Genomic DNA, 23,937 nt, shown 5'->3' on the forward strand with positions numbered 1-23,937 from the left:
CGCGGGTCCGGAAAATAACCTGGGAATCCCCGTACATGGAGGCATGTATGCGAGCCTCATGGTCAGGATCGATCACAGTCAACCTGTTCTCGGTGCCGGTGCAGCTGTACAAGGCCACCGAGGTCCACACCGGCCCGAAGACGTACCAGGTTCACGAGAGGGACGGCGGACGCATCCGCTACCGGCGGGTGTGCGAGCTCGAGGAAAAGGAAGTGCCGTACGACGAGATCGCGAAGGGGGTCGACGTCGACGAGGGCGAGCAGGTGATCCTCACCGCGGACGATCTCGAGGACCTGCCGATGCCCAGCCTGCACGTGATCGACGTTCAGGGATTCGTCGACGCCGGCACGTTCGATCCGATGCAGTTCGACCAGGCCTACTACGTCGGCCTCGGCAAGCGCGCTCCGGACAAGCCGTATGTCCTTTTGCGTGAGGCGATGCGCGAGGCGGGCAAGGCGGCCGTCGCGAAAGTCACCTTGACCACCAAGGAGTCCCTGGCGCTGCTGCGCGTCGTCGACGACCTGCTCGTGCTGCACACGATGCTCTGGCCGGACGAGGTGCGCCGCGCGGACCTCCGTACCCCCAGCGACAACGTGCACGCCAATGAGTTGCGCATGGCTCAGTCGCTGCTGGAGGAGGTGACCAAGGGCTTTTCCATCGACGACCTGCACGACGAGTACCGCGAAGCGATGGAGGCGCTGGTCGAGGCCAAGCAGCACGGCGCCAAGCCCAAGGCGCCGGCCCCGCAGGTCGAGGAGTCGAACGTCATCGACATCACCGACATCCTCAGCCGCGCGATCGAGTCCGAGCGCTCCCGCAAGAACTCCACGGGCAGCAGCCCCGCTCCGGCGAAGAAGACGGCTGCGAAGACCGCCGCGAGGAAAACCGCCGCTGCGAAGAAGACGGCGGCTCCCGCGAAGAAAACGGCAGCCCCGGCCAAGAAGACCACGAGCCCGCGTAAGGCCGGCTAGCGTTCAGGCATTGAGCAGGAGCACGCCGACCAACGCGGCGAAGATCCCGACGTTCTGCACCGCGCGCAGGCGCTCCTTCAGCAGCGCCCAGGCCAGGACCGTGCTGACCACGGGGTAGAGCCCGGACAGCGCCATGACCACTGGCAGATTGTGGCCGGCGTGCCGGGTCGCGATGCCGTATATACCGTTGGCCGCGACGTCGCCGAGGCTGTTGAAGACGAACAGCGTGGCGATTTTCGGCGACCACTGCAGGCCGTTGACCAGGCTCTTGCCGCGGTTCAGCCCACGCAGCGCGACCGGAGCGAGGATCAGGGCACCGGCGATGCGCTGGCTGAGCAGCGTGCCGTAGACGCTGGTGGCCGAGCCGAGCGCGAAGAAGATGTAGTACAAGCCGAAGCCGATGGCCGAGGCGAGTGTGTAGAGCAGCGTGGAGCGACTGACGAGGCTGCCCTCGCGCAACTCCGGGCCTGAGGCGAGAACGACTCCGATGAAGGCGACCATGATGCCGAAGCCCTGCAGCAGGTCGACGGTGCCGCCGCGTGCGATCGACCAGAGCACGGGGATGGCCGCGCTGGTCGCCGAGAGCGGAGCGACCAGCGACATGGGGCCGGCGGCCATCGCCTTGTAGAAGCACGCCAGGGCGATCGCGCCGCCCGTCCCGGCCGCGACGCCGTACCACTGGTAGGCGCCGAACGGCGGGTGAACGAGCGGGATGCCGAGCAGCAGCACGGTCGTCGCGAGCACGACGCCGAGGAAGACGACCGCGGTGGACGGCCGACGCTTGGAGAGCGTGGCGCCGACGAAGTCGCTGCTTCCCCAGATCGCGGAGGCGAGCACCGCGAGCAGCGACGGCATGTGAGACTCCCGAAATGTAAGTTACCGGGAGTCTACCGCCCCCTACCGTCCTGATTCGGCACCGTCGTCGGCTCAGCGGCGCCGCGCGGCCCGGGCCACCATGTGCGCGGCGACCGGCACCGTCCAGGTCTGGAACAGCCCGACCAGGATCAGGGTCGTGATGTCGTCGGCGGTGCGCAGCCGCAGCGCGACGCCGAGCAGCATCATCAGCAGTCCGAGCACCTGTGGCTTCGTGGCCGCGTGCATCCGGGTGAGCACGTCCGGCAGCCGCAGCAGTCCGATCCCGCCCATCAGCGACCAGAAGGCGCCCCCGAGGATCACCACGTCGCCGATGTCATCCGCGATCTGCCCGGCGCTCAAAGCCCCTCCTCGCGGCGCTTCTCCAACTCGGTTTCCGGCAGCGGTTCGGGGAGTGTTCCGGCCAGCGAATCGAGGTCGCCGGGGCCGATGCAGCCGTCGTCGCCGGAGATCTCCTCGCCGCCGCCCCCGAAGCGCGCGAGGGCGACCGAGCCGGTGAACCCGACGAGCGCGAGCAGCAGCAGGATCGGCAGGTATTCGCCGTCGTGGTGCTGCGCGGCGTCGACCGCGATCGCGGCCAGGCAGATCGCGGAAAGCGTGTCCAGGCCGACAGCGCGGTCGAACACCGTCGGCCCGATCACCGTGCGCACGAGCACCAACGCCGCGGACACGACCAGCAACCCGGCCGCGCCGTAGAGGCAGACGTTGTCCATGGTCATTCCTCAGCCCTCCAGCACGCGTTGGCGTTCGGCGCGCGATCCGAACGCGGCCGTGATCCGCAGTTCCAGCAACCGCACGTCGCGACGAAGGTTGTGCTCGGCCTCGGGTGACGACGCGTCGAAGACATGGATCTCCAGCACGCCGTCCTCCGGGCGCGCGTCGACGACCGTGCTGCCGGGGACGGCCGTGACCGCGACCGCGACCATGCTGATCATCAGGCCGCCGCGCACCCGCAGCGGCACGTCGTAGATCGCCGACTCGGGCAGCCGCGGCGTGAGGACGTGCCAGGCGACACGACAGCTCGAGATGAACAGGTCGAGCGTGACGAAAAGCAGCAGGCTGAGAGCGGCGAGCGGCCGGAAACGAAGCCCGATCTCGACGGCCGGTTGCGGCGTGAACCAGAGCAGCCCGACTGCGATGAGCAGGCCGCTGCCGATCGCCAGCGGGCTGACACTCCCCCACAGCAGCAGCCAGACGCCGAGCAGCCACACGACCGCGATCGGACTCGTCGCTCGTGCGCTGATTCCGCGGAACTGTCTCAATGCGTACCTCCCACGGCGCGCACGGCATTGATATACGCGTTCGGGTCCAGCAGCTCGGCCGCGGCACGCTGGGTGTATTCGGCGATCGGTCCGGCCCAGACGGTGTAGGCGAGGCTGAGCAGGATGAGCGCGATGGTCGCGCCGAGCATGCCGATCGGGTAGCTCTCGCTGGTGGAGATGCGTCGGCCGCCGATCCCGCGCGCGTCGCCGACCGTGCTGCGGATCACGGCGATCGATTCGGAGCCGGGCAGGATGATCTGCCGGTCGGCGAGCTTGCCCAGGCCCTCGCCGGGTGCGCGCCAGAATGCCCGCGCCCAGACCTTCGTCATCGCGTACAACGTCAGCAGGCTGGTGACCAGCATCGCGCCGAGCAGGATGTACGCGCCGACGCCGCCGTCCGCGGCCGCGGCCTGGAGCAGCGCGAGCTTGGCCACGAAGCCGGACAGCGGCGGGATCCCGGCGAGATTCATCGCCGGGATGAAGAACAGCAGGCCGAGCACCGGGGCCAGCCGTGCGAGTCCGGCGAGGCGGCCGAAGTCGGCGGTCCCCTCGCGCCGTTCGATCAGCCCGGTGACCAGGAACAACGTGGTCTGCACGGTGATGTGCGTGATCGCGTAGAACAGCGCGCCCGACAGCGCGCGGACCGACCCGATCGCGAGGCCCAGCACGAGGAATCCGACATGGCTGACGAGCGTGAACGACAGCAGCCGCTTCAGGTCCGCCTGCGCGACGGCGCCGAGGATCCCGATGATCATCGAGAGCGCGGCGACGGTGTAGAGCAGCGGTGCCTGCCGCTCGTGCGGGAACAGCAGCGTCTGCGTGCGGATCAGCGAGTAGACGCCGACCTTCGTGAGTAATCCGGCGAACACGGCGGTCACCGGCGCGGGCGCGGTTGGATATGAGTCGGGTAGCCAGGCGGAGAGCGGGAAGACCGCCGCCTTGACCGCGAATACCGTGATCAGCAGTACTTGCACGGCCAGGCGCGCGGCGGGCGCGACCGTGGCGAGGCGGACGGCGAGGTCGGCCAGGTTGACGGTGCCGCATGCCGCGTACGCGACGGCGATCGCGGCGACGAACAGCAGTGAGGACGCGGCGCCGACCATGATGTAGACGGCGCCGTGGCGGATTCGAGCGTCGCTCCCGCCGATGGTCATGAGCACGTAGCTGGCCGTCAGCATGACCTCGAAGCCGACGTAGAGATTGAACAGGTCTCCGGCGAGGAAGCTGTCCGCGATCCCGGCGGCGAGCACGAGGTAGGTCGGATAGAAGATCGCCAGCGGCGCCCCGGTCTCATCCTCGTTCTCGTCGGCGGACCGCTGGCTTTGCGAATAGAGCAGCACGCAGAGGGTCACCGCGGAGGAGACCGCGAGCATCAGTCCGGAGAAGCGGTCGACGACGAGGCTGATCCCGAGCGGAGCAGCGAAATTCCCGACTTGTACGACGATTGGGCCATGCCGGTCGGCCTCGACGAGCAGCACTGTGCTGATGACCGTGTCCGCCGACAGGACCGCGAGCGAGATGAACGTCTGCATTCGGATGCGGCGTGGTCCGAGCACGAATTTGACGCCGACCGCGAAGAGCGGGAGCAGAACCGGGAGTGGCACCAATGCCCTCATGCGGCCGCCTCGCCAGCACTCGATGGGCGCATTCGCGCGCGAACTGTGCCCATTGGTTCCCTCGCAAGCTCGCTCACGTGCCACCTCCTCTGTTCGTGGGCGGGCGTTCGAAGTCGGTGTCCGACTCGGTCTCCTCTTCGAGGTATTCGTAGTCTTCGGCGCGCGCGGCGATGGCCCGCTGCAGCCGGGACCGGGCCCGCAGCTCACGTCGTGCCTCGCGGAGGGCTTCGCGTAGTTCGTGCTTGCGCGCACGCGAGGCTTCGAGCGCCGCCCGCCGATCCGCGCGGTACGCGGCACGCTGCGTCCGCAGATCGCCACGCAGGTCCTCGCGGTGCGCGGCGCGGGCGATGCGGCGGTCCTCTACGTCGTCCTGCACGAGGTCGTCGCCGTTGAGCTGCCAATTGCGGTACGCCAGGGCGAGAAGGAACGCGGACATGCCGAGCGTGATCACGATGGCGGTGAGGATCATCGCCTGGGTGAGCACGTCGGCGGGGCCGAGGCCGCCGGCCGCGAGGATCAGCACGTTGAGCCCGTTGCCGGTCATGATCAGGCCGAGAACGAGGCGGGTCAGGCTCTGCGCCATCAGCTGGTAGACGCCGCAGGTCACCAGCAGTCCGCCGGTGAAGATCAGGCTGAGGCTGGCCGCGTTCACGCTCCCTCCCGCGCGGGTTCGGCAGCGGCTCTGCGGTCGGCGGCGATGTGCCGGTCGAGCTCGGAGCCGAAGGACCGCAGGATGTCCAGGACCAGGCCGAAGACCAGGACGTACACGCCGATGTCGAACAGCAGTGAGCTGTGCACGGTGAGGTTGCCGGTGACCGGGAGGTGGACGGTGAAGTGCCCGGGCGCGAGCACCGTGTTGCCCCACGCGTAGCCGAGAAGCGCCGTTCCGGAGGACAGCGCCATACCGAGACCCAGCAGGACGCCTGCGTCGACCGGTGCCGCCGCGGCGAGTTCGTAGCGCCCGCCGGCGAGATAACGCATCGTCAGGCCGAGCCCGGCGAGCAGGCCCGCGACGAAGCCGCCGCCGAGTCCGTATTCGCCGTGCAGGAGCAGGTAGAGCGAGACGAGCAGAATCGTGTGATAGGTCAGCCGCGCGACGACCTCGAGTTGCAGCGAGCGCTGGAGAACGGCGGCGGGGCGTGCGGCGAGCCAGCCGCCGTCCCCGGGCGCCGTGGCACGCGGCGGTCGGCGGACGAACGCGCTCGCCGCGCGTCGCGCGAAGACGAGGCTCGTGACCCCGGCCGCGCAGATCGCGATGACGCTGCTTTCGCCGAGTGTGTCCCAGGAGCGGAAGTCGACGATGATCGCGGAGATGACGTTCTCGAGCCCGGATTCGTGGGCCAGCTCGGTGTATCCGGTTGCGACTGGCGGGGCACGGCGCGCGGCTGCGCCGACGTACGTCAGCGCGCTGAGCACGGTCCCGGCCGAGACGGCGAGCAACAGGTGCGCGGCGCGGCGGCTGATCCGCTGCGTGCGCACGAAACTCGGGTCGAGGCGGCGCAGTACGAGCACGAACACGATCAGCGAGACGGTCTCGGCGGCGAGCTGCGTGAAGGCGAGGTCGGGCGCGTCCTCTACGAGGAAGAGGACTGCGACCGCGAAGCCGCTGACGCCGGTGACCAGCGCGGCGGCGAGCCGTCCGGTCAGCAGCGGCACGCAGATCGCGGCGAGGCAGGTGAGGATCGCGACGGCCAGTTGCGTGCGCGAGGACCACCATGGCGCCGGGTGCGGCAGGTGCCAGGGCGCGCCGTAGGCCAGGGCCCAGGCGCCGAGCGCGACCGCGCTGAGGAAGACGCTGCCGACGTAGACCGGGAGCGACCCGCGCTGGACGGAGCCCGTGATCTGCAGCGATGCGCGTTCGATCGCGAGCAGCAGGTTGTTGACGATGTCCTCGCCCTCGGGGAGCTTGTGACTCTTGTGAAAGCGCAGCAGCGGTTCGCGCGCGATGAAGAGCGCGCCGCCGGCGGCCCAGGCGATCGCGGAGAGCAGCAGCGGTAGGCCGAATCCGCTCCATCCGGCCGCGTACAGATGGACGTGGTGCTGCCCCGGCACGGCGTCGGCGTATCCGGAGAGCAAGTCGTCGAGCAACGGCGCGCCGATGCCGAGAGCGAGCCCGGCGAGGGCGAGCAGCGCTGCGGGGCCGAGCGTGAGCCACGCCGCCGCGTGCACCGGAGTGTCCTCGACTCCCGGCTTGCGGGCGAACGCGCCCCACACCACGCGGCACGTGTACGCGACGGTGAGCGCGGAACCCGCGACGAGGACGGCGAGGACGAACGGGTCGGCGTGCGACCCGTGCCGCGCGCCGACGACGAACGAGTCGAGAACTGATTCCTTCGCCGCGAAACCGAGCAGCGGCGGGATCCCGGCCATCGAGACGGCGGCAAGGCACATGACGACGCAGAGCGCGGGCAGCGAGCCCGCGAGGCCGGAGAGTTTGCGCAGGTCACGGGTGCCGGTGCAGTGGTCGATGATGCCGACGCCGAGGAAGAGCGGGGCCTTGAACACGGCGTGCGCGAGGAGCATCGCGAGGCCTGCGTACGCCGTGTCGCGTTGTCCGGCGCCGAGCACGGCGGTGAGGAAGCCGAGTTGGCTGACGGTGCCGAAGGCGAGCACGCGTTTGAGGTCGTTCTCGCGTAGTGCCCTGATTCCGCCGAGCAGCATCGTCGCGCCGCCGAAGGCGAGACAGAGCCGTTGCCAGGTCGGGTCGGCGCCGTACGCCGGGGCGAGGCGTGCGATGAGGTAGACGCCCGCCTTGACCATCGCCGCGGCGTGCAGGTACGCGCTGACCGGAGTCGGAGCGGCCATCGCGCCGGGCAGCCACTGGCTGAAGGGGAAGACGGCGGACTTGGCGAAGCAGCCGACGAGGATCAGCACGAGCGCGGCGGTGACTGCCTTGCCGTGCGGCGGGCCGGCCAGAATCGCGGACAGCCGGTAGGTGCCCGCGTCCTGGCCGAGGATCACCACGCCCGCGAGCAGCGCGAGCCCGCCGAAGGTGGTGACGGTCACCGCTCGCAGGGCGCTCCGGCGCGCCGTGGACCGGTCCGCGTAGTGGCCGATGAGCAGGAACGACAGGATGGTCGTCAGTTCCCAGAACACGAACAGCAGGATCAGATCGTCGGCCAGGACAAGTCCGATCATCGCACCGGCGAAACCGGTCAGCGAGCAGGCGAACAACCCGAGGCCCGGCTCGTCCGAGTCGAAATAGCGCGCGCAGTACACCAGCACGAGCGCGCCGATCCCGCCGGCGAGGTAGAGCAGGACGAGCCCGAGCGGGTCGAGGCGGAAGGCGAGGGACACGCCGTACGCCGGGACCCACTGCGTGACCTGCTCGATCGGAGGACCGTCGATGATCCGCGAGGTCTGCGTCAGGGCCCAGACGAAGGCCGCGGCCGGGGCCAGCGCGAGGACGAGGAACGCCGAGCGGCCGAGCTTGCGCACCAGCAACGGCGCGAGGATGGCACCCAGAGCATGCACGGCTACCAACCACAGCACGTCCTGATTATCCGTTACACCCTATTTATTCATAGATGCGACACGCCGTGGCCAGTCCCGGTCTCAGCCCATAGACTCAAGGCATGGCGCGATACGAGTACCGCTGCCGCTCCTGCGGCGCCACGTTCGAGCAGACCCGTCCCATGGCCGAGGCGAACTCGCCGACGACGTGCCCCGCGGGGCACACGGACACGGTCAAGCTCTTCTCCGCGATCTCGGTCGGCGGCCGCGCCGGCGGCCCGGCGCCCGCGGCCGGTGGCGGCTGCTGCGGCGGGGCTTGCTGCTCGTAGGCTTTTCGCCCCAGGACGCCGTTCTCCGGCGGCCCTCAACCGGCCCCTGTCAGCCCGCCGTCACGCCGCGTCGCTCGGCGGCCGTGCTCCCCTTGCGCTCGATCGGCACGTGCTCGGCGGCACGCGCGAGCCCGAAGCGCGGCATGTTGCCGTACAGGCACTCGTACTGACCGGCCTTGACCTGGTACGACTCGTGCCAGATGCCGACGTACGGCTTCTGATACCCGATGAGCCGGTTCCAGGTCTTCCACGCCGGGTGGTGCGGCGCCCGCGCGTCGCGCGCGAAGGCCTCCAACTGCTCCACGCTGCGCCAGTATTGGATGACGACCGGACCATCGGGCCCGATCGCGAGCATCGCGTGCAGCAGCCCCGCCTCGGGGTGCTTGCGCAGGTAGTTGAGCATGCGCGGCATGGCCGTGAACGCGAACACGTTCTTCGCGACGCGCCATGGGCGGTTGAAGCGCATTCCGATCAGGAAGACCACGAAGTCCCCCTCGATATCGGCCGACATGCGGCCGGCCACGACCTTGGCCATTTCTGCCCCCTCATGGATAGCGGATAGCTTCACTATCCATTCCCTCCGGGTAGCCTGTCAAGAGAGGAGCGTGACGAGCGTGCGGATCAGCGAGTTGTCGGCGGCGAGCGGCGTGCCGCTGCCCACGGTGAAGTACTACCTGCGTGAGGGCCTGCTGCCCGCGGGCGAGCGAACGGCGCGCAACCAGGCCGAATACGGGCCGGAGCACCTCGCCCGGCTCCGCCTCATCCGCGCCCTCGTCGAGGTCGGCCGCCTGAGCGTCGCCGACGTGCACGCCGTGCTCGCCGCGTCCGACAACCCGCGGCTCCCGCTCAACGACGTGCTCGGCGCCGCGCACGACGCCGTCACCCGGCGTGCCGCGCCGAACCGTGGCGAGCCCGCGTGGAACGATGCGCGCGCCCTCGTGCTGGACATGGCGAAGCAGCGTGGCTGGCAAGTCCACGAACAGCACTGCGCGGCGCTGGAGCAAGCGGCCGACGCGGTCGCCGCCGTGGTCGCCACGGACATGCCGGAGCTCTACCCCTTGATCGACGTCTATTTCGAAGCGGTCGAGCCGATGGCGCGCCGGGAGGTCGAGGCCGTGCTCTCGATGGGCTCCGAAGACCAGATCGTGCGCGGCGTCGTCATCGGCACCGTCCTCGGCGAGTCCCTGCTCAACGCGCTGCGGCTGCTGGCCCAGCAGAGCGTCTCCACCGAACTGCTCGAAGGCGGCGAGGCCGGCGAGGCCACCGGCGCTTAACGAGTTCCAACATCTTTTCTTAGCCGATTCTCCAGTCTGAAGGCCATTTCATTCAGACGGCTGAGGCAAAGTGGGAACATGACGACGACCACGCCGGGGCATCGTGCCGCCCGGCCCGCCGCCGGCACCACCGTGCTGCCGCGGCCTGGCCGTGTGTGGACCTACGCCCTCGTCGCCACGATCGGGCTCGGCGCCGTCTATGTGGTGTCCATCTGGTGGCAGGACACGACGCCGGGCTCGCTGTCGAATTCCGCGGGTCTCGTCACGGGCGCCGGCCGCGTGCTCGGCATGCTCGCCGCGTATCTGCTACTCGTACTCGTCGCGCTGATGGCCCGAATACCGCTGCTCGAACACCGGGTCGGCTCGGACGTGCTGACGCGCGTACACCGGGCGCTCGGCGAGTACACGGTCTCGCTCGCCGTTTGCCACGCCCTGCTGATCATCCTCGGTTACGCGCTGACGGCGCACACGAACCCGGTCAGCGAGACCGTCACGCTCGAACTCGGCTATCCCGACGTGTTGATGGCCACGGCCGCGCTCGGCCTGCTGATCTGGGTCGGCATCGTTTCGGCGCGGGCCGTACGTCGCCGGATGGCCTACGAGTCCTGGTACTACATCCATCTTTACGTCTATCTGGCGATCGGCCTGGCCTTCTCGCACGAGTTCGCCAACGGCGCCGAGTTCTCGACCTCGGCGCGCAACCGGATGATCTGGGTCACCGCGCACGTGCTGGTCGCCGTGCTGCTGGTCTACTTCCGCATTCTGGTGCCGATCCGCCGCTCGCTGCGGCACGACGTGCGGGTGGCGGGCGTCGTGCGCGAGTCGAAGGGCGTCGTCTCGCTGCACCTGACGGGTCGTAATCTGAACCAGCTGCGGATCCAGCCCGGCCAGTTCCTGCGCTGGCGATTCCTTGATCGTGCGCACTGGTGGCAGTCGCATCCGTACTCGCTCTCCGCGGCGCCGGAGAACCGGCGTATGCGGATCACGGTCAAGGACCTCGGCGATGGGAGCAGAGCGCTGAGGAAGCTGCGTCCGGGCACGAGGGTCTGGTTCGAAGGACCGTACGGCGCGTTCACGGCGCGGCGGCTCGACCCGAGTACGGGTGGCAAGGTGCTCATGATCGCGGGCGGCGTCGGGATCACGCCGTTGCGCGCGCTGTTCGAGTCACTGCCGGGCGGCGGGGGCTCGGCGGTACTGCTCTACCGCGGGTCCACCCCGGCCGAACTGCCGCTCTATGAGGAACTGGCCGAGATCGCCCGGCAACGCGGCTTCGGGCTGTTCCCGCTGCTCGGTCCCCGCCACACCAAGCCGGACCCGCTCTCCGCCGCCGAGCTGCGCAAGCTCGTGCCGGACCTCGCCGAGCGCGACGTGTACCTCTGCGGTCCGCCCGGCCTCGTGCACTCGGCACGCAGGGGCCTGCATCGCGCGAAGGTGCCGAACCGCCGAATTCACATCGAGTCCTTCGACTTCTAGACAGGGAAGGTCATGCGAAAAGTCGTACTAGCGCTAGTGCTCACGGCAGTGGGCCTCGGCCTGCTGCTGTCGTTCAAGTCGCGCGCCACCACGACGGGCACCACCGCGCTCGGCGGCAGCGCCCTCAGCGGCGGTACGAGCAACAACCAAGCCTCGACGACGGCCGGCGGCACGCCCGCGCCGTCGGCCGGCGCGTCGGGATCCGCGGCCGCTTCGGGGCCGGCTTCAGCGGCGAAGACCGGATCGGGCGGCAAGAGCGGCACGTTCACCGGCGCCGCGGAGAGCACCCAGTACGGAGACGTGCAGGTCCAGGCCGTGGTCAGTGGCGGCAAGCTGACCAATGTCGTCGTCCTGCAAGTCCCCGACCGCGGCGGCTACGAAGACCAGATCGTGCAGATCGCGGTGCCCGAACTGAAGTCCGAGGCGCTGTCGAAACAGAGTGCGAATATCGACGTCATCTCGGGCGCGACGTACACCTCGCAGGGCTACGCCCAGTCCCTGCAGTCCGCGCTTGACCAGGCAGGCCTCTAGGAGGCGACCGTGGCCCTGCTCCGTGACGCGAAGCCGTTGATGGGCACCGTCTTCTCGATCGCGGCGCCCGATTCGGTCGATCCAGGTCTGTTCGAGCGTGCGTGGCAGGAAGCGTGCGAGCTGCTGGGCCGAATCGAAGAGATCTACTCCCCGTTCATCCCGGGCAGCCCGGTCTCGAGGATCCGCGAGGGACTGCTCGGCCCCGCGGACCTCGACCACCAGCCAGACCTCGCGGCGCACGAGGCGGAGGACTTCCGCGAGGTGCTCGGCCTGTGTGCGCAACTGCGCCACGAATCCGACGGCGCGTTCGACGCGTGGCTCGTGGGCGATCCCCCGAACTTCGACCCCAGCGGCGCGGTCAAGGGCTGGGCGGCGGAACGTGCCTCCGACCTGCTCGTCGAGCGTGGCGTCACGGCGCACCTGCTGAACGCGGGCGGCGACGTGCGACTGCGGACGGACGGCGTCGCGACGTGGAGCGTGGGCGTCGAGGACCCGCACCGGCCGGACCAGATCATCGCGCGACTCACGGTCGCGGACGGAGCCGTGGCGACGTCCGGCACCCGCCAGCGCGGTGAGCACATTTGGGATCCGCTGCGTCGTCGCCCGGCCGAGGGCATTGCGCAGGTGACGGTCGTCGGACCGGACCTCGCGTTGGCCGACGGCTACGCGACGGCGGTGCTCGCGCTCGGCGAGCGGGCTCGGGCGTTCCTGGCGAACCTCGGCGCGCGCGGACCGTATCAGGGCTGCACCGTGGACGACGCGCAGGGCGTGTGGTGGACGGAAGGTTTCGAGGACTACGCGCCCGCGCTGCACGGACTATTGCGGCCCAGCTGAGGACACGGAGGGGACTTCCAGAGGACATTCGGTCACTCTGGGGGGTGATCGTCGAGAAACGGGCTTGGATAGGGTCGTCCGACACGATGTGATGGAGGCATCGGAGGTCGCAACCGCGGCCGCCGGACCGTGGTGACAAACGCTCCCCCAAGCGAAGGCCGCACCACAAACACCGGAACCCCGCGCACTGCCCGGCGCGGGGTTCCCCCTTTCCCGGCCACACCCCAAGCGAAGGCCGCACCACAAACACCGGAACCCCGCACCGAGCCATGCCCGGCGCGGGGTTCCCCTCTTTCTGCCTTCTACTTCTCGACCTCGACCTCGGCGTCGGCCTGCGCAAGATCCGACGTCTCGGCCTGCGCGGCGGCCTGAGCAGGAACCTGCGTCAATCGAGCACTGAGATCCAACAGACGCCCCGTCAGTTCATCGGCCCGCGCCCGCTCCGCATCCAGCTGAGCCCGCAGCCGCGCGACCTCGTCCTGGACCGACTTCAACTGCGCCACGGCCGCGTCCCGCTCCGCGTACGCCTGCTGGCCCTGCAGCCGTGCCTCCATCGTCTCCGCGTGCGCCGCCTGGAGTGAGTGGCCGAGCCCGGCGGCGCGCTCGTCCGCCGACGCCGCCCTCGCGGCCTCGGCCTCGGCGCGCTCACGCTGCATGTCCGCCGCGGCCCGCGCCCGCTCGGCTTCCACCAGCGCTTCGGAACGTTCGACAGAGGCCTGACGTGCCGCCGCCTCGGCTCGCTCGCGCGCCGCAGCCTCCCGCACCGACTGTTCCTTGGCCTGCTCCGCCTCGCTCTGTGCGGCCACGGCCCGGCCCAACGCCGTGTCCCGCGCTGACTCGGCGTCACGCGCGTCCTGCTCTGCCTGCCGCGCCTCGGCCGCGTGCTCGCGAGCTTCGTGCTGCGCCTGCGTGCAACGCTGCGTCGCCTCGGCCTCGCGGACGGCCGCCTGAGCCGCCTCGTCCAGTGCCTGCGCCGCGGCGGCCTGCGCGTCACGAGCCTCTTGCTCGGCCTCTTCGCGGCGCGCGCTCTCCTGCTCCGCCCGCGCGATCGCCGTCTGCGTGTCGGCACGTGCGGATTCGGCGGCAGCCTGAGCGTCACGCGCCTCCGCCGCGGCGGTCGCGGATTGCGCGGCGGCCTCCGCACGCGCTGCGGCGATCCTCGACTCGACGCCCGCGGCCGACAACTCGCCGTTGATCGAGTTGGCGAGCAGCGCCGCGGCCTGGTCCAGCCGGTCCACCAGCTCCCAGGTCTGGGCGAGTTGTCCCGGCAGGCCGGGCGCGTGCCGCTCCCGCTGACGGGAGTTTCGCGCGGCCTTGAGGCAGGCGTCGTCGTTGTCCCGGCAGTATTGGAACGGCCGCCCGGCGCTCGCCCGCTGCGGCACCGGACGTCCGCAGTACAGGCAGGGTCGGTTCGGCAGGGCGGCGTCCGCGGCGAGACTGGTCGCGGCGGCAGCGGGTTCGGCGGCGCTCATGGCCCAGCAGAATACCGGCCCTGACGCCGCGTCACCCGCCGCGACGTGCTTAGTCCTGTTCCACGACGTGCTTAGTCCTGTTCCAGGGAGTCGTCGGTCTGCACCCGCGCGGCCAGCTTCGCCAGCGTCTCGTCGTAGATCTTCACCAGCGCCCGGGGCGCGAAGGTCCGCTCGAAGAAGCCACCGATGCCGCCGGCGCCGTTCCACACGGTCTCGACGACGATGCTCGCGTGGCCGTCATCCGAGGCGACGACCGTGTACGTGGTCACCATCGAGGAGTTGGCGTCCGACTCCACCAGCACGCCCTCCTCCGGGGAGGTCACCGTGATCTCGCAGTCGCGGATCCGCTTCTCGGTGGCGGCGAGCTTCCAGTGCACGACGGTTCCGGCACCGACGCCGCCGGTCCGCACGGCGTAGTCCGAGTAGTTCGCGGGCAGGATTTCCGGCCGCACGGTCGCATAGTCGGCGAGCGCGTCGGTCACCTGCTTGACCGGGGCGTGGATATGCGCGGCGGCCACGGCGCGGACCTGGGACATGCGGGGCTCCTCGAAAAGCGGGATTCGGCACCGGCCGCCCGCTGTCTGCGGCCGACCGGTGCCAAGCCTAGTGCCTGCGTCGGACAGCCTTGTTCAGCCCCCGCCGCCCATGCCTGCCTGGATGTTCTCCTCGGACATCGGCCCGGCGTTGATCAGGATTCCGCCGATGACGGCCGCGAGTACCAGGAAGCCGAAGGCGGCCCATGTCGCCAGCACGTAGCCGTGTACCTGGGCCTGCGCCTCCCCGAGCAGCACCTGCGGCTTCAGGGTTCTGGCGGTCACCGGGTTCTGCGCGACGGATGCCGGCGGCAGCAGACGCGTGGTCAGGTAGGTAGAGGTCGCCGAGACCGCGATGGTGTTCAGCAGCGCCGTGCCGATCGAGCCGCCGACCTGCTGCGCGGTGTTCAGCGCCGCCGAGGTCACGCCCGCGTCCTGCGGCGCGACACCCGAGGTCGCGGTCGCGAACACCGGCATGAAGGTGAGGCCGAATCCGAGGCCGAGCAGGATCTCGGCCGGAAGTACCTGGGTCGCGTACGAGCCGCCGACCGAGATCTTCGTCATCCACGCCATGCCGCCGGCCGCGATCAGCATGCCGGGCACGAGCAGCATCCGGGGCGGCAGCTTCGTCAGCAGGCGCGCGGCGATCGCCACGGACACGAAGATCAGCGTCGCGCTCATCGGCAGGAACGCGAAGCCGGTGCGCAGTGCCGAATATCCCTTGATCCCCTGGAGGTAGTAGGTCAGGAAGAGGAAGACGCCGAACATGGAGATCGCAGCGAGGGCCATCAACGCGAAACTGCCGCCTCGGTTGCGTTCAACAACGATGTGCGGCGGCAACAGCGGTGCGCTCACCCGGTTCTGCACGATACCGAACAGCACGAGAGCGACGATCGCGACGGCGAACAGGACGAGCGTCGTCGTGTTGCTCCAGCCGTCGCTCGCGGCCTTGGTGAAGCCGTAGACGAGGGCGAGCAGACCGCCGCAGCCGAGCGCGGTCCCCGCGTAGTCGATCTTCACGACGTGCCGCGGCGCGCGGTCCACGACGAGCATGATCGAGCCGGCCACCGCGACGATCGCGATGATGACATTGACGTACATGGTCCAACGCCAGGTCAGGTAGTTGGTGATCACACCACCGAGGATCAGTCCGATCGCGCTGCCCGCGCCCGCGATGGCGCCGAAGACGCCGAAGGCCTTCGCCCGCTCGTCCGGATCGGTGAAGGTGGTGGTGAGCAGCGAAAGCGCGGCCGGGGCGAGGATCGCGCCGAAGCAGCCCTGCACCGCGCGGGCGCCGAAGAGCATGCCGCCGCTGACCGCCGCGCCGCCGAGCGCCGAGGCCCCCGCGAAACCGATCAAGCCGATGATCAGTGTGTTCTTCCGCCCCACGAAGTCGACGATCTTGCCGCCGAGCAGCAGCAGCCCGCCGAAGGCGAGGGTGTAGGCGGTCATCACCCACTGCTTGTCGGCCGGGGCGATGTGCAGGGCGGCCTGCGCGGAGGGCAGCGCGATGGTCACGACCGTGATATCGAGCACGATCATCAACTGGCTGAGCGCGATGACGACGAGGCTCCACCAGCGCCGGGGATCGGGCGCGGTCGCGTCCGGCGCGAGGGCGGTGTCCACGGCCGGAGCCGCGTCCGCGGTATTGGATATGACGGGGTCGAAGGTCTCTGACGTTTCGGACACGGACGGCTCCTTCGCCGCACGGCGCCCCCGATTGGCGCGCCCCTTCATTGAAGGTAGCAGCGGGAATACCCGATCTTGCGGGCAGGGCCACCACCACCCCTGACCCTTCTGACTAACACACCTCGACAATCCGATCAAGGGCTTTTCGTCCAGCGGCGAGCCATCCCGGTTTGCCGCCGGGAAGTCCGCGCAATCCATTGAGGGCCATCTGCACGACAAAGACGCCGGTGTAGATCGCGCCGGCGCGGGCGCGGCGCATCGTGGCCTCGTCGACCTCGCCGTAGTTTTCGAAGAACGCCGAGGTGGAACCCGATGGCAGCAGGGTCCAGACGGCACCGAGGTCGGCGGCCGGATCGCCCGGGCCGAGTTCGCCGAAATCGATCACCCCGGTGAGCGCGCAGTCCTTCGTGACGACATTCGCGGGGTGAAGATCGCCATGCACCCAGACGCGCGGGCCCTGCCATTCGGGTGCCTCCTGCCCGTCCCGCAGGATTTCCCCGAGCATCCGGGCCTGATCATCACCGATCAGCTCGATCAAATCGTCACCGAATTCACAGGAGGCTTTACGAAGACCGTCGCCTTTGCTGCGATCACCCTGAGCAATCAGGGGTTCCTCACTATGCAAGGCTCTGAGAAATTCGGCCAATGTCGCCGCGGATTCCGCATTCTTGATCTCCGCGCCGTCGGCCGGTTCGCCCGCGACCCAGGCCACGACCGTCCACGGCTGCGGGAAGAGTGCGGACGGCTCGCCGAGGTACAGCGGCGTGGGCACCGGCAGGGGCAGTCGGGAGGCGATCTCGGGCAGCCAGCGGTGTTCCTTGCGCAGCAGTTCGGGCGCACGCTCCGTCCGCGGGATGCGCACCGCCAGTTCGTCGCCGAGCCGCCAGAGCTCGTTGTCCCAGCCGCGGCCGACGCGCCGCAGCGGCAGGCCCGCGAGATCCGGCCGCTGCTCGCGGAGCAGCCCGAGTACGAGGTCTTCGTCGATCACGTCCGTCACGTCCATCCCCGCACCGTACCGGGATCTTGGCCGCTGGGCGCGCGAAGTGGAACGTTCCCCGATCGTCACCTGGCCAAGGGTTCTGCGATCACGCGCGCGGGGCACCAAGCCGTCGGGCCGCGGGGGCCATCCCCTTGCGTGCGGCGAGGATTTCCCGATGGAGGAGGCGAGGAGGATGGCGACCATACCGCTGGCACGCGTCCGCGCGGGGGCGACGAGCAGCGCCACGCTGATCACGCTCTTGGTGACGGCCGGCCTGGGCAACCAGGCTCTGGAGAGTTGGCGCACCGCGCGGGCGGGCAGCGACGGCCTGAGCGGCTGGACGGGGGTGCTGTTCCAGCCCTTGCTGCTGACCGGTTGGCGGTTCAGTGAGCCGAGTGGGGCGAACAACCTGGATCACTACCTGGCCCCGCTGGTGTTCAACGTCGTGTTCGTCCTCGGCACGGCGCTCCTGGTGGCCTGGGCGACGAGGGGCAGCGGGCGCCTGGCGACGCTGTTCACGACGTGGGGCATGGTGACGCTCGCGGGCGGCATCGCGGCCGCCGCGTGCACCCCGCTGGCGTTCGCGGGAATCGCCGGGCCGGCGGCGAAGGCGTTCCAGGACAGCGTGCCGCAAGGCCTTTCGCTCGGCTTCATCGTCGGTGCGATCGCGGGTGTGGTCGCGTGCGTCTTCGGCGGTGGCGGCACCTCGTCATCGAGCTCAGCCGAACCGGCGCCGAGCCCGCTCGAGGCGACGGCGACGCTGCCGATGGGCACCGACTGGCCGCCCGGATCCGACGAATAGCCCAGCCGGGCTACCCGTGACGCTCCGGTCATACATACCTACATTGACTCTCTCTGCCTGAAATACCGGCTCTCCCCCGCCGTGGCGGGGCATCGGCCCGCACGCTGGTCTTCAGCAGGGGTCCGCACCCGCGGACCCCGAAGACCAGATGGGCGGGTCAGGCGACCATGGGCAAGACCACCAGAATCGACACGTACCTCAGCACCGCGGCGAACCTCGCGGGCAAGCGCGGCCGGGCCAAGGCCGCCCACGTCACCGGCATCGCGATCCTCGCCGACGAGGACGAATGGCGGGCCCTCGCCGAACAGAACCCGCTCTTCGAGTTCAAGAGCTACCAGTCCTACCTCGTCGACATCGAACGACGCCTGCGCGCGGCGGCACGCGCAGGCAGACAGGTGCTCGTGGGCCCGCTGATGCCGGATCAGTTCGAGACCCGCGCCGACGCCGCGGGCCTGCCGCGGGACAGCCCGCGCGCGCTCAAGGAGTACGAGAGGTTCGTCGCCGAACTGGGCCCGCTCACCCGCCCATGGACCGGCGAGCCGATAACTCAGGTCCTAGAGCACCTCCGGGCCCACGTCCGCGCCGAGACTCTCCAGGCGGCGGCGATGCCCACCCTCTACAGCGCGGCGGATCTGCACGAGAACCCGCACGAGGCCGCCCAGCGCGCAATGTCCCAAGCCGCGCACATCCTCATGGCCATCGCCGACGGCGCCGGCGACGGCCAGCATGACCTCCACATCCACGTCACCCACCCGGAAGGAGACCTCGACTACACCTTGCCGTATTCGAGATGCGGCAAGGTGATCGCCTTCCCGGACGACGGCGGTGAGCAGATGACCGTAGTCCTGCTGGCGATAGCGAGCCTCGCCGAGCGCCCCGGCACCCTGACGCTGCGATCAAGGTCGCACCCCGCCTTCTTCCCGCCCCGCCGCAAACCCAAGGCCAAGGACAGCCCCAGCGCCACGCCCGCCGCAGCAACCCCCGCCGCGCACGGTGCCACGCCCGCGGCAGCACGCCCTGCCGCCGCGCTCGGTACCACGCCGGCCTCCGCTTCCGCCCCCGCGCTCGGTGCCACGCCCGCGGCAGCAACCCCCGCCGCGCACGGTGCCACGCCGACTTCCGCTTCCGCTCCCCCCGCCGCGCACGGTGCCACCCCCGCTTCCGCTTGCGCCCCCGCCGCCGCGCACAGTGCCACACCCGCTTCCGCTTGCGCCCCCGCCGCCGCGCACAGTGCCACACCCACCGCAGCAACGCCCACCGCAGCAACCCACGCGGCCACGCTCGGGGCCACACCCGCCGCAGCAGCCGCCGCAACCCACGCCGCCGCGCTCGATGCCACGCCCTCCGCAGAAACCCCCACTGCCGCCGCATTCCGTGCCATACCTACTCCCAATTCCGCCCCCGCTGGCTCCCCTCCCATCCCCGCTCATTCGGACCCCCGCGATTCCATCCTCCGCGGCTGGCGCCTCGGCAGCCTGATCCCGCAGCCCATGAGTGAAGGCCAACTCTTCGCCTTCACCTGCACGGCCCCCAGCGGCGAAGCCACCCCACCCGAGCCCGGCACCCGCTTCCGCGCCGCCTTCCCCCTAGAACCCGATGCCTGCTCCTCCTGCCCGTGACCCCCGACCCGCTCCCGACTCCACTCCCAGCCCCGCACCACCACCGACTTCTCTCACCTCTCACCCATCGAGAAGAGAACATGACCATCTACACTTCACCCTGTGACCTCGTGGGCCTCCCTCTCCAACCTGGCCACCGCCGCAGGCACCCTCGTGCTCGCGGCCGCCGCCTTCACCTCGATCCGCAGCGCGAACCGTTCCGCGCAGGCGGCCGAACGCGCCGTGTTGGCGAGCATCAGGCCTGTGCTGCTCCCGTCCCGGCTCGAGGATCGCCCGGACAAGGTGATCTGGGTCGACGGCCACCACGTGATGCTCGAGGGCGGCGGCGCCTACATCGAGCTCATCGACGGCACGCTCTACCTCGCGATCTCGCTCCGCAACGTGAACACCGGCCTCGCGGTGCTTCAAGGCTGGGACCCGAGCGAGCGGGTACGCATGGCCACCGAGCCGACCCGGCCCACCGAGGACTTCCGTCCGCAGACCCGCGACCTTTACATCCCGGCCAACGACGTGGGCTACTGGCACGCGGCTATCCGCAGCGAGGACGACCCCGCCTTCGCCGCCCTCTGCGAGGACTCCGAGCACCGACTGCCCTTCGGCGTCGACCTGCTCTACACGGACCTCGAAGGCGGCCAGCGCACGATCTCCCGCTTCGCGGTCCGCCCCAGGCAAGACGGCAACGGCTGGATCACCTCGACCAGCCGCCACTGGAGCCTAGACCGCCCCGCACCCCGTTAACACTCCACCCGCGCAGCATCCCCAGCGACGGCGACGGCTACCGATACCGATACCGCCCCATCAGCGCAGTATCGCCAGCAACTGTCGGCACCAGCACCCCACTGGCACTCGCATCACCAGCGACGGCTACCGCTACCGCCCCGTCGGCACCACATCGCCAGCAAACGTCGCCACTAGCACTCCACCGGCATGCATCGCCAGCGACCGCCGCCGCTACCGCTCCATCGGCGCGGCATCGCCAGCAACCGTCGGCACCAGCACTCCACCAGCACTCGCATCACCAGCGACGGCTACCTCTACCACTACCGCTCCATCGGCGCCACATCGTCGGTACTCGTCTGCACCAGCACTCCATCGGCACTCGCCATCGCCAGCGACGGCCGCCGCCACCGCTCCATCGCGGGCGCTGGTGCTGCTGGAGAGGGCCCCTCGGCGCTACCTCGCTGGCGACGGCTGCGCACGCCACCGTCGCCGCGCCGTAGTTCCACCGTCGTCCCGCCGTGGCCCGAACGTCGTCCGTCGCGCTGTGGATCCGCTAGCTGACGACCCCCTGCTCCCTTAGCGCGCCGATGTCCTCCACGGACAGGCCCCACTCTCCCAAGGCCTCATCCGTATGCTGACCGGCGAAAGGCGGCGGTGAGACGACACGGCCCGGCGTGCGCGAAAACCGCGGCGCGGGTCCGGGCTGAGGCCCTCGCTGGCCGTCCACCTCCACGAACGTGCCGCGAGCCGCATTGTGCGGGTGCTCGTGCGCTTCGAACGGGCCGAGCACGGGTGTGACGCAGGCATCTGATTCTGCGAAGTGTGCCGCCCACTCGTCTCGTGTCCGCATGCGGAAGATCGCGGCCAGACGAGCCTGAACCTCAGGCCAGCTATCCCGATCATGCTGGCGTCGCACAAGCTCGGCGGCGTCCGGCAGTCTCAGCCCGGCCAACAACTCCGCCCAGAACTGCGGTTCCAGCGCGCCGACCGCGATGAACCGCCCGTCCGAGCACTCATACGCGGCATAGAAGGGAGCTGATCCATCGAACAGATTCCGCCCGCGACGCTCGTCCCAAAGCCCCGCGCCACGCAACGTATGCAGAATGGAGGTGATCATTGCGGTACCTTCGACCATCGCCGCGTCGACGACCTGACCAGCACCGGAGCGCTCGCGCTCCCAGAGCGCCGCCAGGATCCCGACGACGAGCAACATCCCGCCGCCGCCGAAGTCGGCCAGGTAGTTCAGCGGCGGAAGCGGAGGTCCGGACGCCGGGCCGAGCGGCTCGAGCGCACCCGCCAACGACAGGTAGTTGATGTCGTGCCCGGCACGCTGTGCCAGCGGACCGTCCTGCCCGTACCCGGTCATCCGCGCGTAGACGAGCCGCGGATTGCGGGCCAGGCAGGGCTCCGGTCCGATCCCCAGCCGTTCGCAGACACCGGGACGGAACCCCTCGACGAAGACGTCGGCTCGCTCGGCGAGCCGCAGAACAGTCTCGGCGCCCCGCGGATTCTTGAGGTCCACGGCCACCGACCGCCGCCCCCGGCTCAACGGATCCGCAGCCGCACCTGAACCTCCGGCAGTCGCAGGTGCACTCGCGGCAGATGCGGCGCCATGCGCCTGGCGCGCGGCGTCCGACGAACGCGTCAGCGGCCGCGTCTCCGACCGCATCTGCGCCTGCGACCGCGTCTCCGAATCCGAATCCGAATCCGACTGCGACTGCGACTGCGACTGCGACTGCGACTGCGACTGCGACGATGGTGGCGCCACGGGAGCGCGGTCGACCCTCAGAACCTCCGCACCGAGGTCGGAGAGCACCGTGCACGCGAAAGGTGCGGGCGCGAGGCTCGCGATCTCCAGAACGCGCAGCCCTGCCAACGGTCCGTCGTGTCCACCCGGGCTCGCCATCCCGCCAGCGTAGAGCCGGGGCCTCAGTCTCGGCGCGTCCGCGTGGTGCTGCCCCGAATGCACGAAGCCGCCCGCGGGAAATCTCCCGCGGACGGCCAGGTGGCCTCGGTCGGCTCAGCGGCTGAAGAAGTTCCAGCTCAGCGAGCCGTGGTGCGCGCCCGAGTGGGCCGCGAGGAACAGCAATACGGCGATGTCGGCGACGCCGAGCAGGATGCCGAGCACCGCGCGGACGCGGCGGTTCTTGTCGGCGCGCAGGCCGATCGCGCCGAGCACGATGGCGAGCGGGCCGAGCACCAGGTTGGCGACGAGCAGGCCGACCAGCCCGCTCACGAACGAGACGGCCGCGAACGGGATCGGCTTCGTTCCCGTGCCCGGCGTGTTGGACGAGCCGCCGGGCCGACGCGGAGTGTTGGACGACTTGGCGGTGGTGTTAGTGGTGGTGGCGCTAGCGGCGGGCTCAGCAGGCGATCCGGCGTGGGCCGGACGCTCGGCGAGCTGTGTGGCGCCAGCGGTGTGCTGCTGCTCAGCCACGGCGCGCCGCCTCTTCGCCGCGGCGGGCCAGCAGGCTGCGGCCCGCGTAGATCAGCAGCCAGGCGGCGATGACGGCTGCCAGCGTGAGTCCGACCGGGCTCGTGACGAAGGCCAGTGCACCGACGAACACGGCGAGCAACACCATCGCGATCATCAACGCGACCATGATGCTTCCCCTCTCCCGAACTATCCTCGAAGACGGTGATCTTCGATGGTGATTTCAGATTCCGTAACACTTGTTCACTGAAATCCAGTGTACCCTTCCCGAAGACAGCAAACAGTCGTTCACCGAGTGAGTTGAGTCACAGGATGCCCGCGAGCGAGACATCGAGCACTGCGCCGATCGCAGCGAGCGCGCCGACGACCGCCGCGGCGGGGTTGGGCGTGCGCAGCGCGAAGAAGCTGGCGACGCGTCAGACCCTTTTGGACGCGGCGCTTCGGCTGATGGAGCGGCAGAGTCTCAGCAGCCTGGGTCTACGCGAGGTGACGCGCGAGGCGGGCATCGCTCCGGCGGCGTTCTACCGGCACTTCGCGGACCTCGGCGAGCTCGGCGTGGCCCTGGTCGAGGAGTCGCTCGGCTGCATGCACGAGTTGATCCGGGACATCCGCACCCCGGAGGCCGAGACCGAGGACATAATGCGGCGGACGGTGGACGTGGTGGCGGAGCACGTCCGCGCCGACATGCCGCACTTCCGCTTCATCGCACGCGAGCGGCACGGCGGCGTCGCGGCCGTGCGCGAGGCCATCGCCGCCCAGCTCGACACGTACATCGACGAGCTCGTCGAGGACCTGCGGCTCCAGCCCGGGTCGGAGGGCTGGGACGACGGGGACATGCGCGTGCTCGGTCGCCTCTACGTCAACGTGATCATGCTGACGGCGGCCGACCTGCTCGACGCAGACGTCAACGACCTCGCCGCCGAAGAGCGCATCATCGCCGAGGCCCTGACCCAACTGCGGATCGTCTCCGTCGGCCGCGAGCACTGGCTCACCGAACGCCCACCCGCCGACGAGTGAGCAGTCGGCTAACAGACCGCCCAAGAACGCGCCGCCGTGACGCCACGGGCGTCGAC

Annotated in this window: 25 protein-coding genes; 10 read left to right on the forward strand and 15 right to left on the reverse strand. The window is 69.8% G+C overall.

All coding sequences use genetic code 11. The features are described 5' to 3' along the window. The first annotated feature begins 47 nt into the window (after nt 1-47). Nucleotides 48-971, forward strand: a complete 924-nt coding sequence (locus tag VG296_RS31460) for a Ku protein (RefSeq protein WP_325572153.1) — start codon at nt 48-50, stop codon at nt 969-971. A gap of 3 nt (nt 972-974) precedes the next feature. On the opposite strand, the gene VG296_RS31465 is transcribed toward VG296_RS31460, so the two are convergent. The 7 genes from VG296_RS31465 to VG296_RS31495 form a co-directional block, all read right to left on the reverse strand. Next, a complete protein-coding gene (locus tag VG296_RS31465) occupies nt 975-1,826 on the reverse strand; it encodes a DMT family transporter (protein ID WP_325572154.1) in 852 nt (283 codons plus the stop codon). Between the two features lie 72 nt (nt 1,827-1,898). Further along, complete coding sequence (gene mnhG, locus VG296_RS31470; protein ID WP_325572155.1) at nt 1,899-2,186, reverse strand: monovalent cation/H(+) antiporter subunit G; 288 nt, start codon at nt 2,184-2,186, stop codon at nt 1,899-1,901. Next, complete coding sequence (locus tag VG296_RS31475; RefSeq protein ID WP_325572156.1) at nt 2,183-2,563, reverse strand: monovalent cation/H+ antiporter complex subunit F; 381 nt, start codon at nt 2,561-2,563, stop codon at nt 2,183-2,185. The genes mnhG and VG296_RS31475 overlap by 4 nt, the downstream gene beginning before the upstream one ends. A 3-nt stretch (nt 2,564-2,566) precedes the next feature. Further along, nucleotides 2,567-3,106 (reverse strand): Na+/H+ antiporter subunit E, encoded by a 540-nt coding sequence (locus VG296_RS31480; protein WP_325572157.1) that lies wholly within the window; start codon nt 3,104-3,106, stop codon nt 2,567-2,569. Next, a complete protein-coding gene (locus VG296_RS31485) occupies nt 3,103-4,722 on the reverse strand; it encodes a Na+/H+ antiporter subunit D (RefSeq protein WP_349259774.1) in 1,620 nt (539 codons plus the stop codon). Before VG296_RS31485 ends, VG296_RS31480 begins: the two co-directional genes overlap by 4 nt. Before the next feature lie 73 nt (nt 4,723-4,795). Beyond that, nucleotides 4,796-5,374 carry an NADH-quinone oxidoreductase subunit K gene (locus tag VG296_RS31490; protein ID WP_325572159.1) on the reverse strand — a complete coding sequence of 193 codons (579 nt, stop codon included), beginning with the start codon at nt 5,372-5,374 and terminating at the stop codon, nt 4,796-4,798. Beyond that, complete coding sequence (locus tag VG296_RS31495; RefSeq protein ID WP_325572160.1) at nt 5,371-8,214, reverse strand: Na+/H+ antiporter subunit A; 2,844 nt, start codon at nt 8,212-8,214, stop codon at nt 5,371-5,373. Before VG296_RS31495 ends, VG296_RS31490 begins: the two co-directional genes overlap by 4 nt. A gap of 83 nt (nt 8,215-8,297) precedes the next feature. Here VG296_RS31495 and VG296_RS31500 point away from each other — a divergent pair, with 83 nt between their 5' ends. Then, complete coding sequence (locus tag VG296_RS31500) at nt 8,298-8,504, forward strand: zinc ribbon domain-containing protein (RefSeq protein WP_325572161.1); 207 nt, start codon at nt 8,298-8,300, stop codon at nt 8,502-8,504. 49 nt (nt 8,505-8,553) lie between these two features. Here VG296_RS31500 and VG296_RS31505 read toward each other — a convergent pair whose 3' ends face one another. Continuing rightward, entirely contained in the window at nt 8,554-9,039 is a 486-nt protein-coding gene (locus VG296_RS31505; RefSeq protein WP_325572162.1) for a DUF4188 domain-containing protein, read from the reverse strand. Between the two features lie 79 nt (nt 9,040-9,118). Between VG296_RS31505 and VG296_RS31510 the strand changes: the two genes are divergently transcribed. The 4 genes from VG296_RS31510 to VG296_RS31525 all read left to right on the forward strand — a co-directional run bounded on the left by VG296_RS31510 (nt 9,119) and on the right by VG296_RS31525 (nt 12,616). Then, nucleotides 9,119-9,778: a MerR family transcriptional regulator gene (locus VG296_RS31510; protein ID WP_325572163.1), complete on the forward strand. Its 660-nt coding sequence runs from the start codon at nt 9,119-9,121 to the stop codon at nt 9,776-9,778. Nucleotides 9,779-9,856: 78 nt separating this feature from the next. Further along, nucleotides 9,857-11,251, forward strand: coding sequence for a ferredoxin reductase family protein (locus VG296_RS31515; protein ID WP_325572164.1), 1,395 nt, complete (start codon nt 9,857-9,859; stop codon nt 11,249-11,251). A 12-nt stretch (nt 11,252-11,263) separates the two neighbouring features. Continuing rightward, nucleotides 11,264-11,782: an FMN-binding protein gene (locus VG296_RS31520; protein ID WP_325572165.1), complete on the forward strand. Its 519-nt coding sequence runs from the start codon at nt 11,264-11,266 to the stop codon at nt 11,780-11,782. Nucleotides 11,783-11,791: 9 nt separating this feature from the next. Next, on the forward strand, nt 11,792-12,616 hold the full coding sequence (locus VG296_RS31525; RefSeq protein ID WP_325572166.1) for an FAD:protein FMN transferase: 825 nt from the start codon (nt 11,792-11,794) through the stop codon (nt 12,614-12,616). A 302-nt stretch (nt 12,617-12,918) separates the two neighbouring features. Here VG296_RS31525 and VG296_RS31530 read toward each other — a convergent pair whose 3' ends face one another. From VG296_RS31530 to VG296_RS31545, 4 genes are all read right to left on the reverse strand, one after another. Next, nucleotides 12,919-14,088 (reverse strand): hypothetical protein, encoded by a 1,170-nt coding sequence (locus tag VG296_RS31530; RefSeq protein WP_325572167.1) that lies wholly within the window; start codon nt 14,086-14,088, stop codon nt 12,919-12,921. A gap of 71 nt (nt 14,089-14,159) precedes the next feature. After that, complete coding sequence (locus VG296_RS31535; protein WP_325572168.1) at nt 14,160-14,624, reverse strand: SRPBCC family protein; 465 nt, start codon at nt 14,622-14,624, stop codon at nt 14,160-14,162. A 93-nt stretch (nt 14,625-14,717) separates the two neighbouring features. Continuing rightward, a complete protein-coding gene (locus VG296_RS31540) occupies nt 14,718-16,310 on the reverse strand; it encodes an MFS transporter (RefSeq protein WP_325572169.1) in 1,593 nt (530 codons plus the stop codon). Between the two features lie 112 nt (nt 16,311-16,422). After that, a complete protein-coding gene (locus VG296_RS31545; RefSeq protein ID WP_325572170.1) occupies nt 16,423-17,313 on the reverse strand; it encodes an aminoglycoside phosphotransferase family protein in 891 nt (296 codons plus the stop codon). A gap of 169 nt (nt 17,314-17,482) precedes the next feature. Between VG296_RS31545 and VG296_RS31550 the strand changes: the two genes are divergently transcribed. From VG296_RS31550 to VG296_RS31560, 3 genes are all read left to right on the forward strand, one after another. After that, nucleotides 17,483-18,091, forward strand: coding sequence for a hypothetical protein (locus VG296_RS31550; protein ID WP_325572171.1), 609 nt, complete (start codon nt 17,483-17,485; stop codon nt 18,089-18,091). Between the two features lie 167 nt (nt 18,092-18,258). Beyond that, a complete protein-coding gene (locus VG296_RS31555; RefSeq protein WP_325572172.1) occupies nt 18,259-19,710 on the forward strand; it encodes a hypothetical protein in 1,452 nt (483 codons plus the stop codon). A 102-nt stretch (nt 19,711-19,812) separates the two neighbouring features. Then, the gene (locus VG296_RS31560) at nt 19,813-20,448 is read left to right on the forward strand and encodes a hypothetical protein (RefSeq protein ID WP_325572173.1); all 636 of its coding nucleotides are present in this window, start codon (nt 19,813-19,815) and stop codon (nt 20,446-20,448) included. A gap of 535 nt (nt 20,449-20,983) precedes the next feature. Here the strand turns inward: VG296_RS31560 and VG296_RS31565 are convergent. From VG296_RS31565 to VG296_RS31575, 3 genes are all read right to left on the reverse strand, one after another. Beyond that, nucleotides 20,984-22,336 (reverse strand): CaiB/BaiF CoA-transferase family protein, encoded by a 1,353-nt coding sequence (locus VG296_RS31565; RefSeq protein WP_325572174.1) that lies wholly within the window; start codon nt 22,334-22,336, stop codon nt 20,984-20,986. Nucleotides 22,337-22,450: 114 nt separating this feature from the next. Next, entirely contained in the window at nt 22,451-22,867 is a 417-nt protein-coding gene (locus VG296_RS31570; RefSeq protein WP_325572175.1) for a hypothetical protein, read from the reverse strand. Beyond that, nucleotides 22,860-23,033: a hypothetical protein gene (locus tag VG296_RS31575; protein ID WP_325572176.1), complete on the reverse strand. Its 174-nt coding sequence runs from the start codon at nt 23,031-23,033 to the stop codon at nt 22,860-22,862. Before VG296_RS31575 ends, VG296_RS31570 begins: the two co-directional genes overlap by 8 nt. Before the next feature lie 143 nt (nt 23,034-23,176). On the opposite strand from VG296_RS31575, the gene VG296_RS31580 reads away from it, so the two are divergent. Next, a complete protein-coding gene (locus VG296_RS31580) occupies nt 23,177-23,881 on the forward strand; it encodes a TetR family transcriptional regulator (RefSeq protein WP_325572177.1) in 705 nt (234 codons plus the stop codon). Nucleotides 23,882-23,937 lie beyond the last annotated feature (56 nt).

The organism is Actinospica sp., from assembly GCF_035552695.1.
Taxonomy (GTDB): Bacteria; Actinomycetota; Actinomycetes; order Streptomycetales; family Catenulisporaceae; genus Actinospica.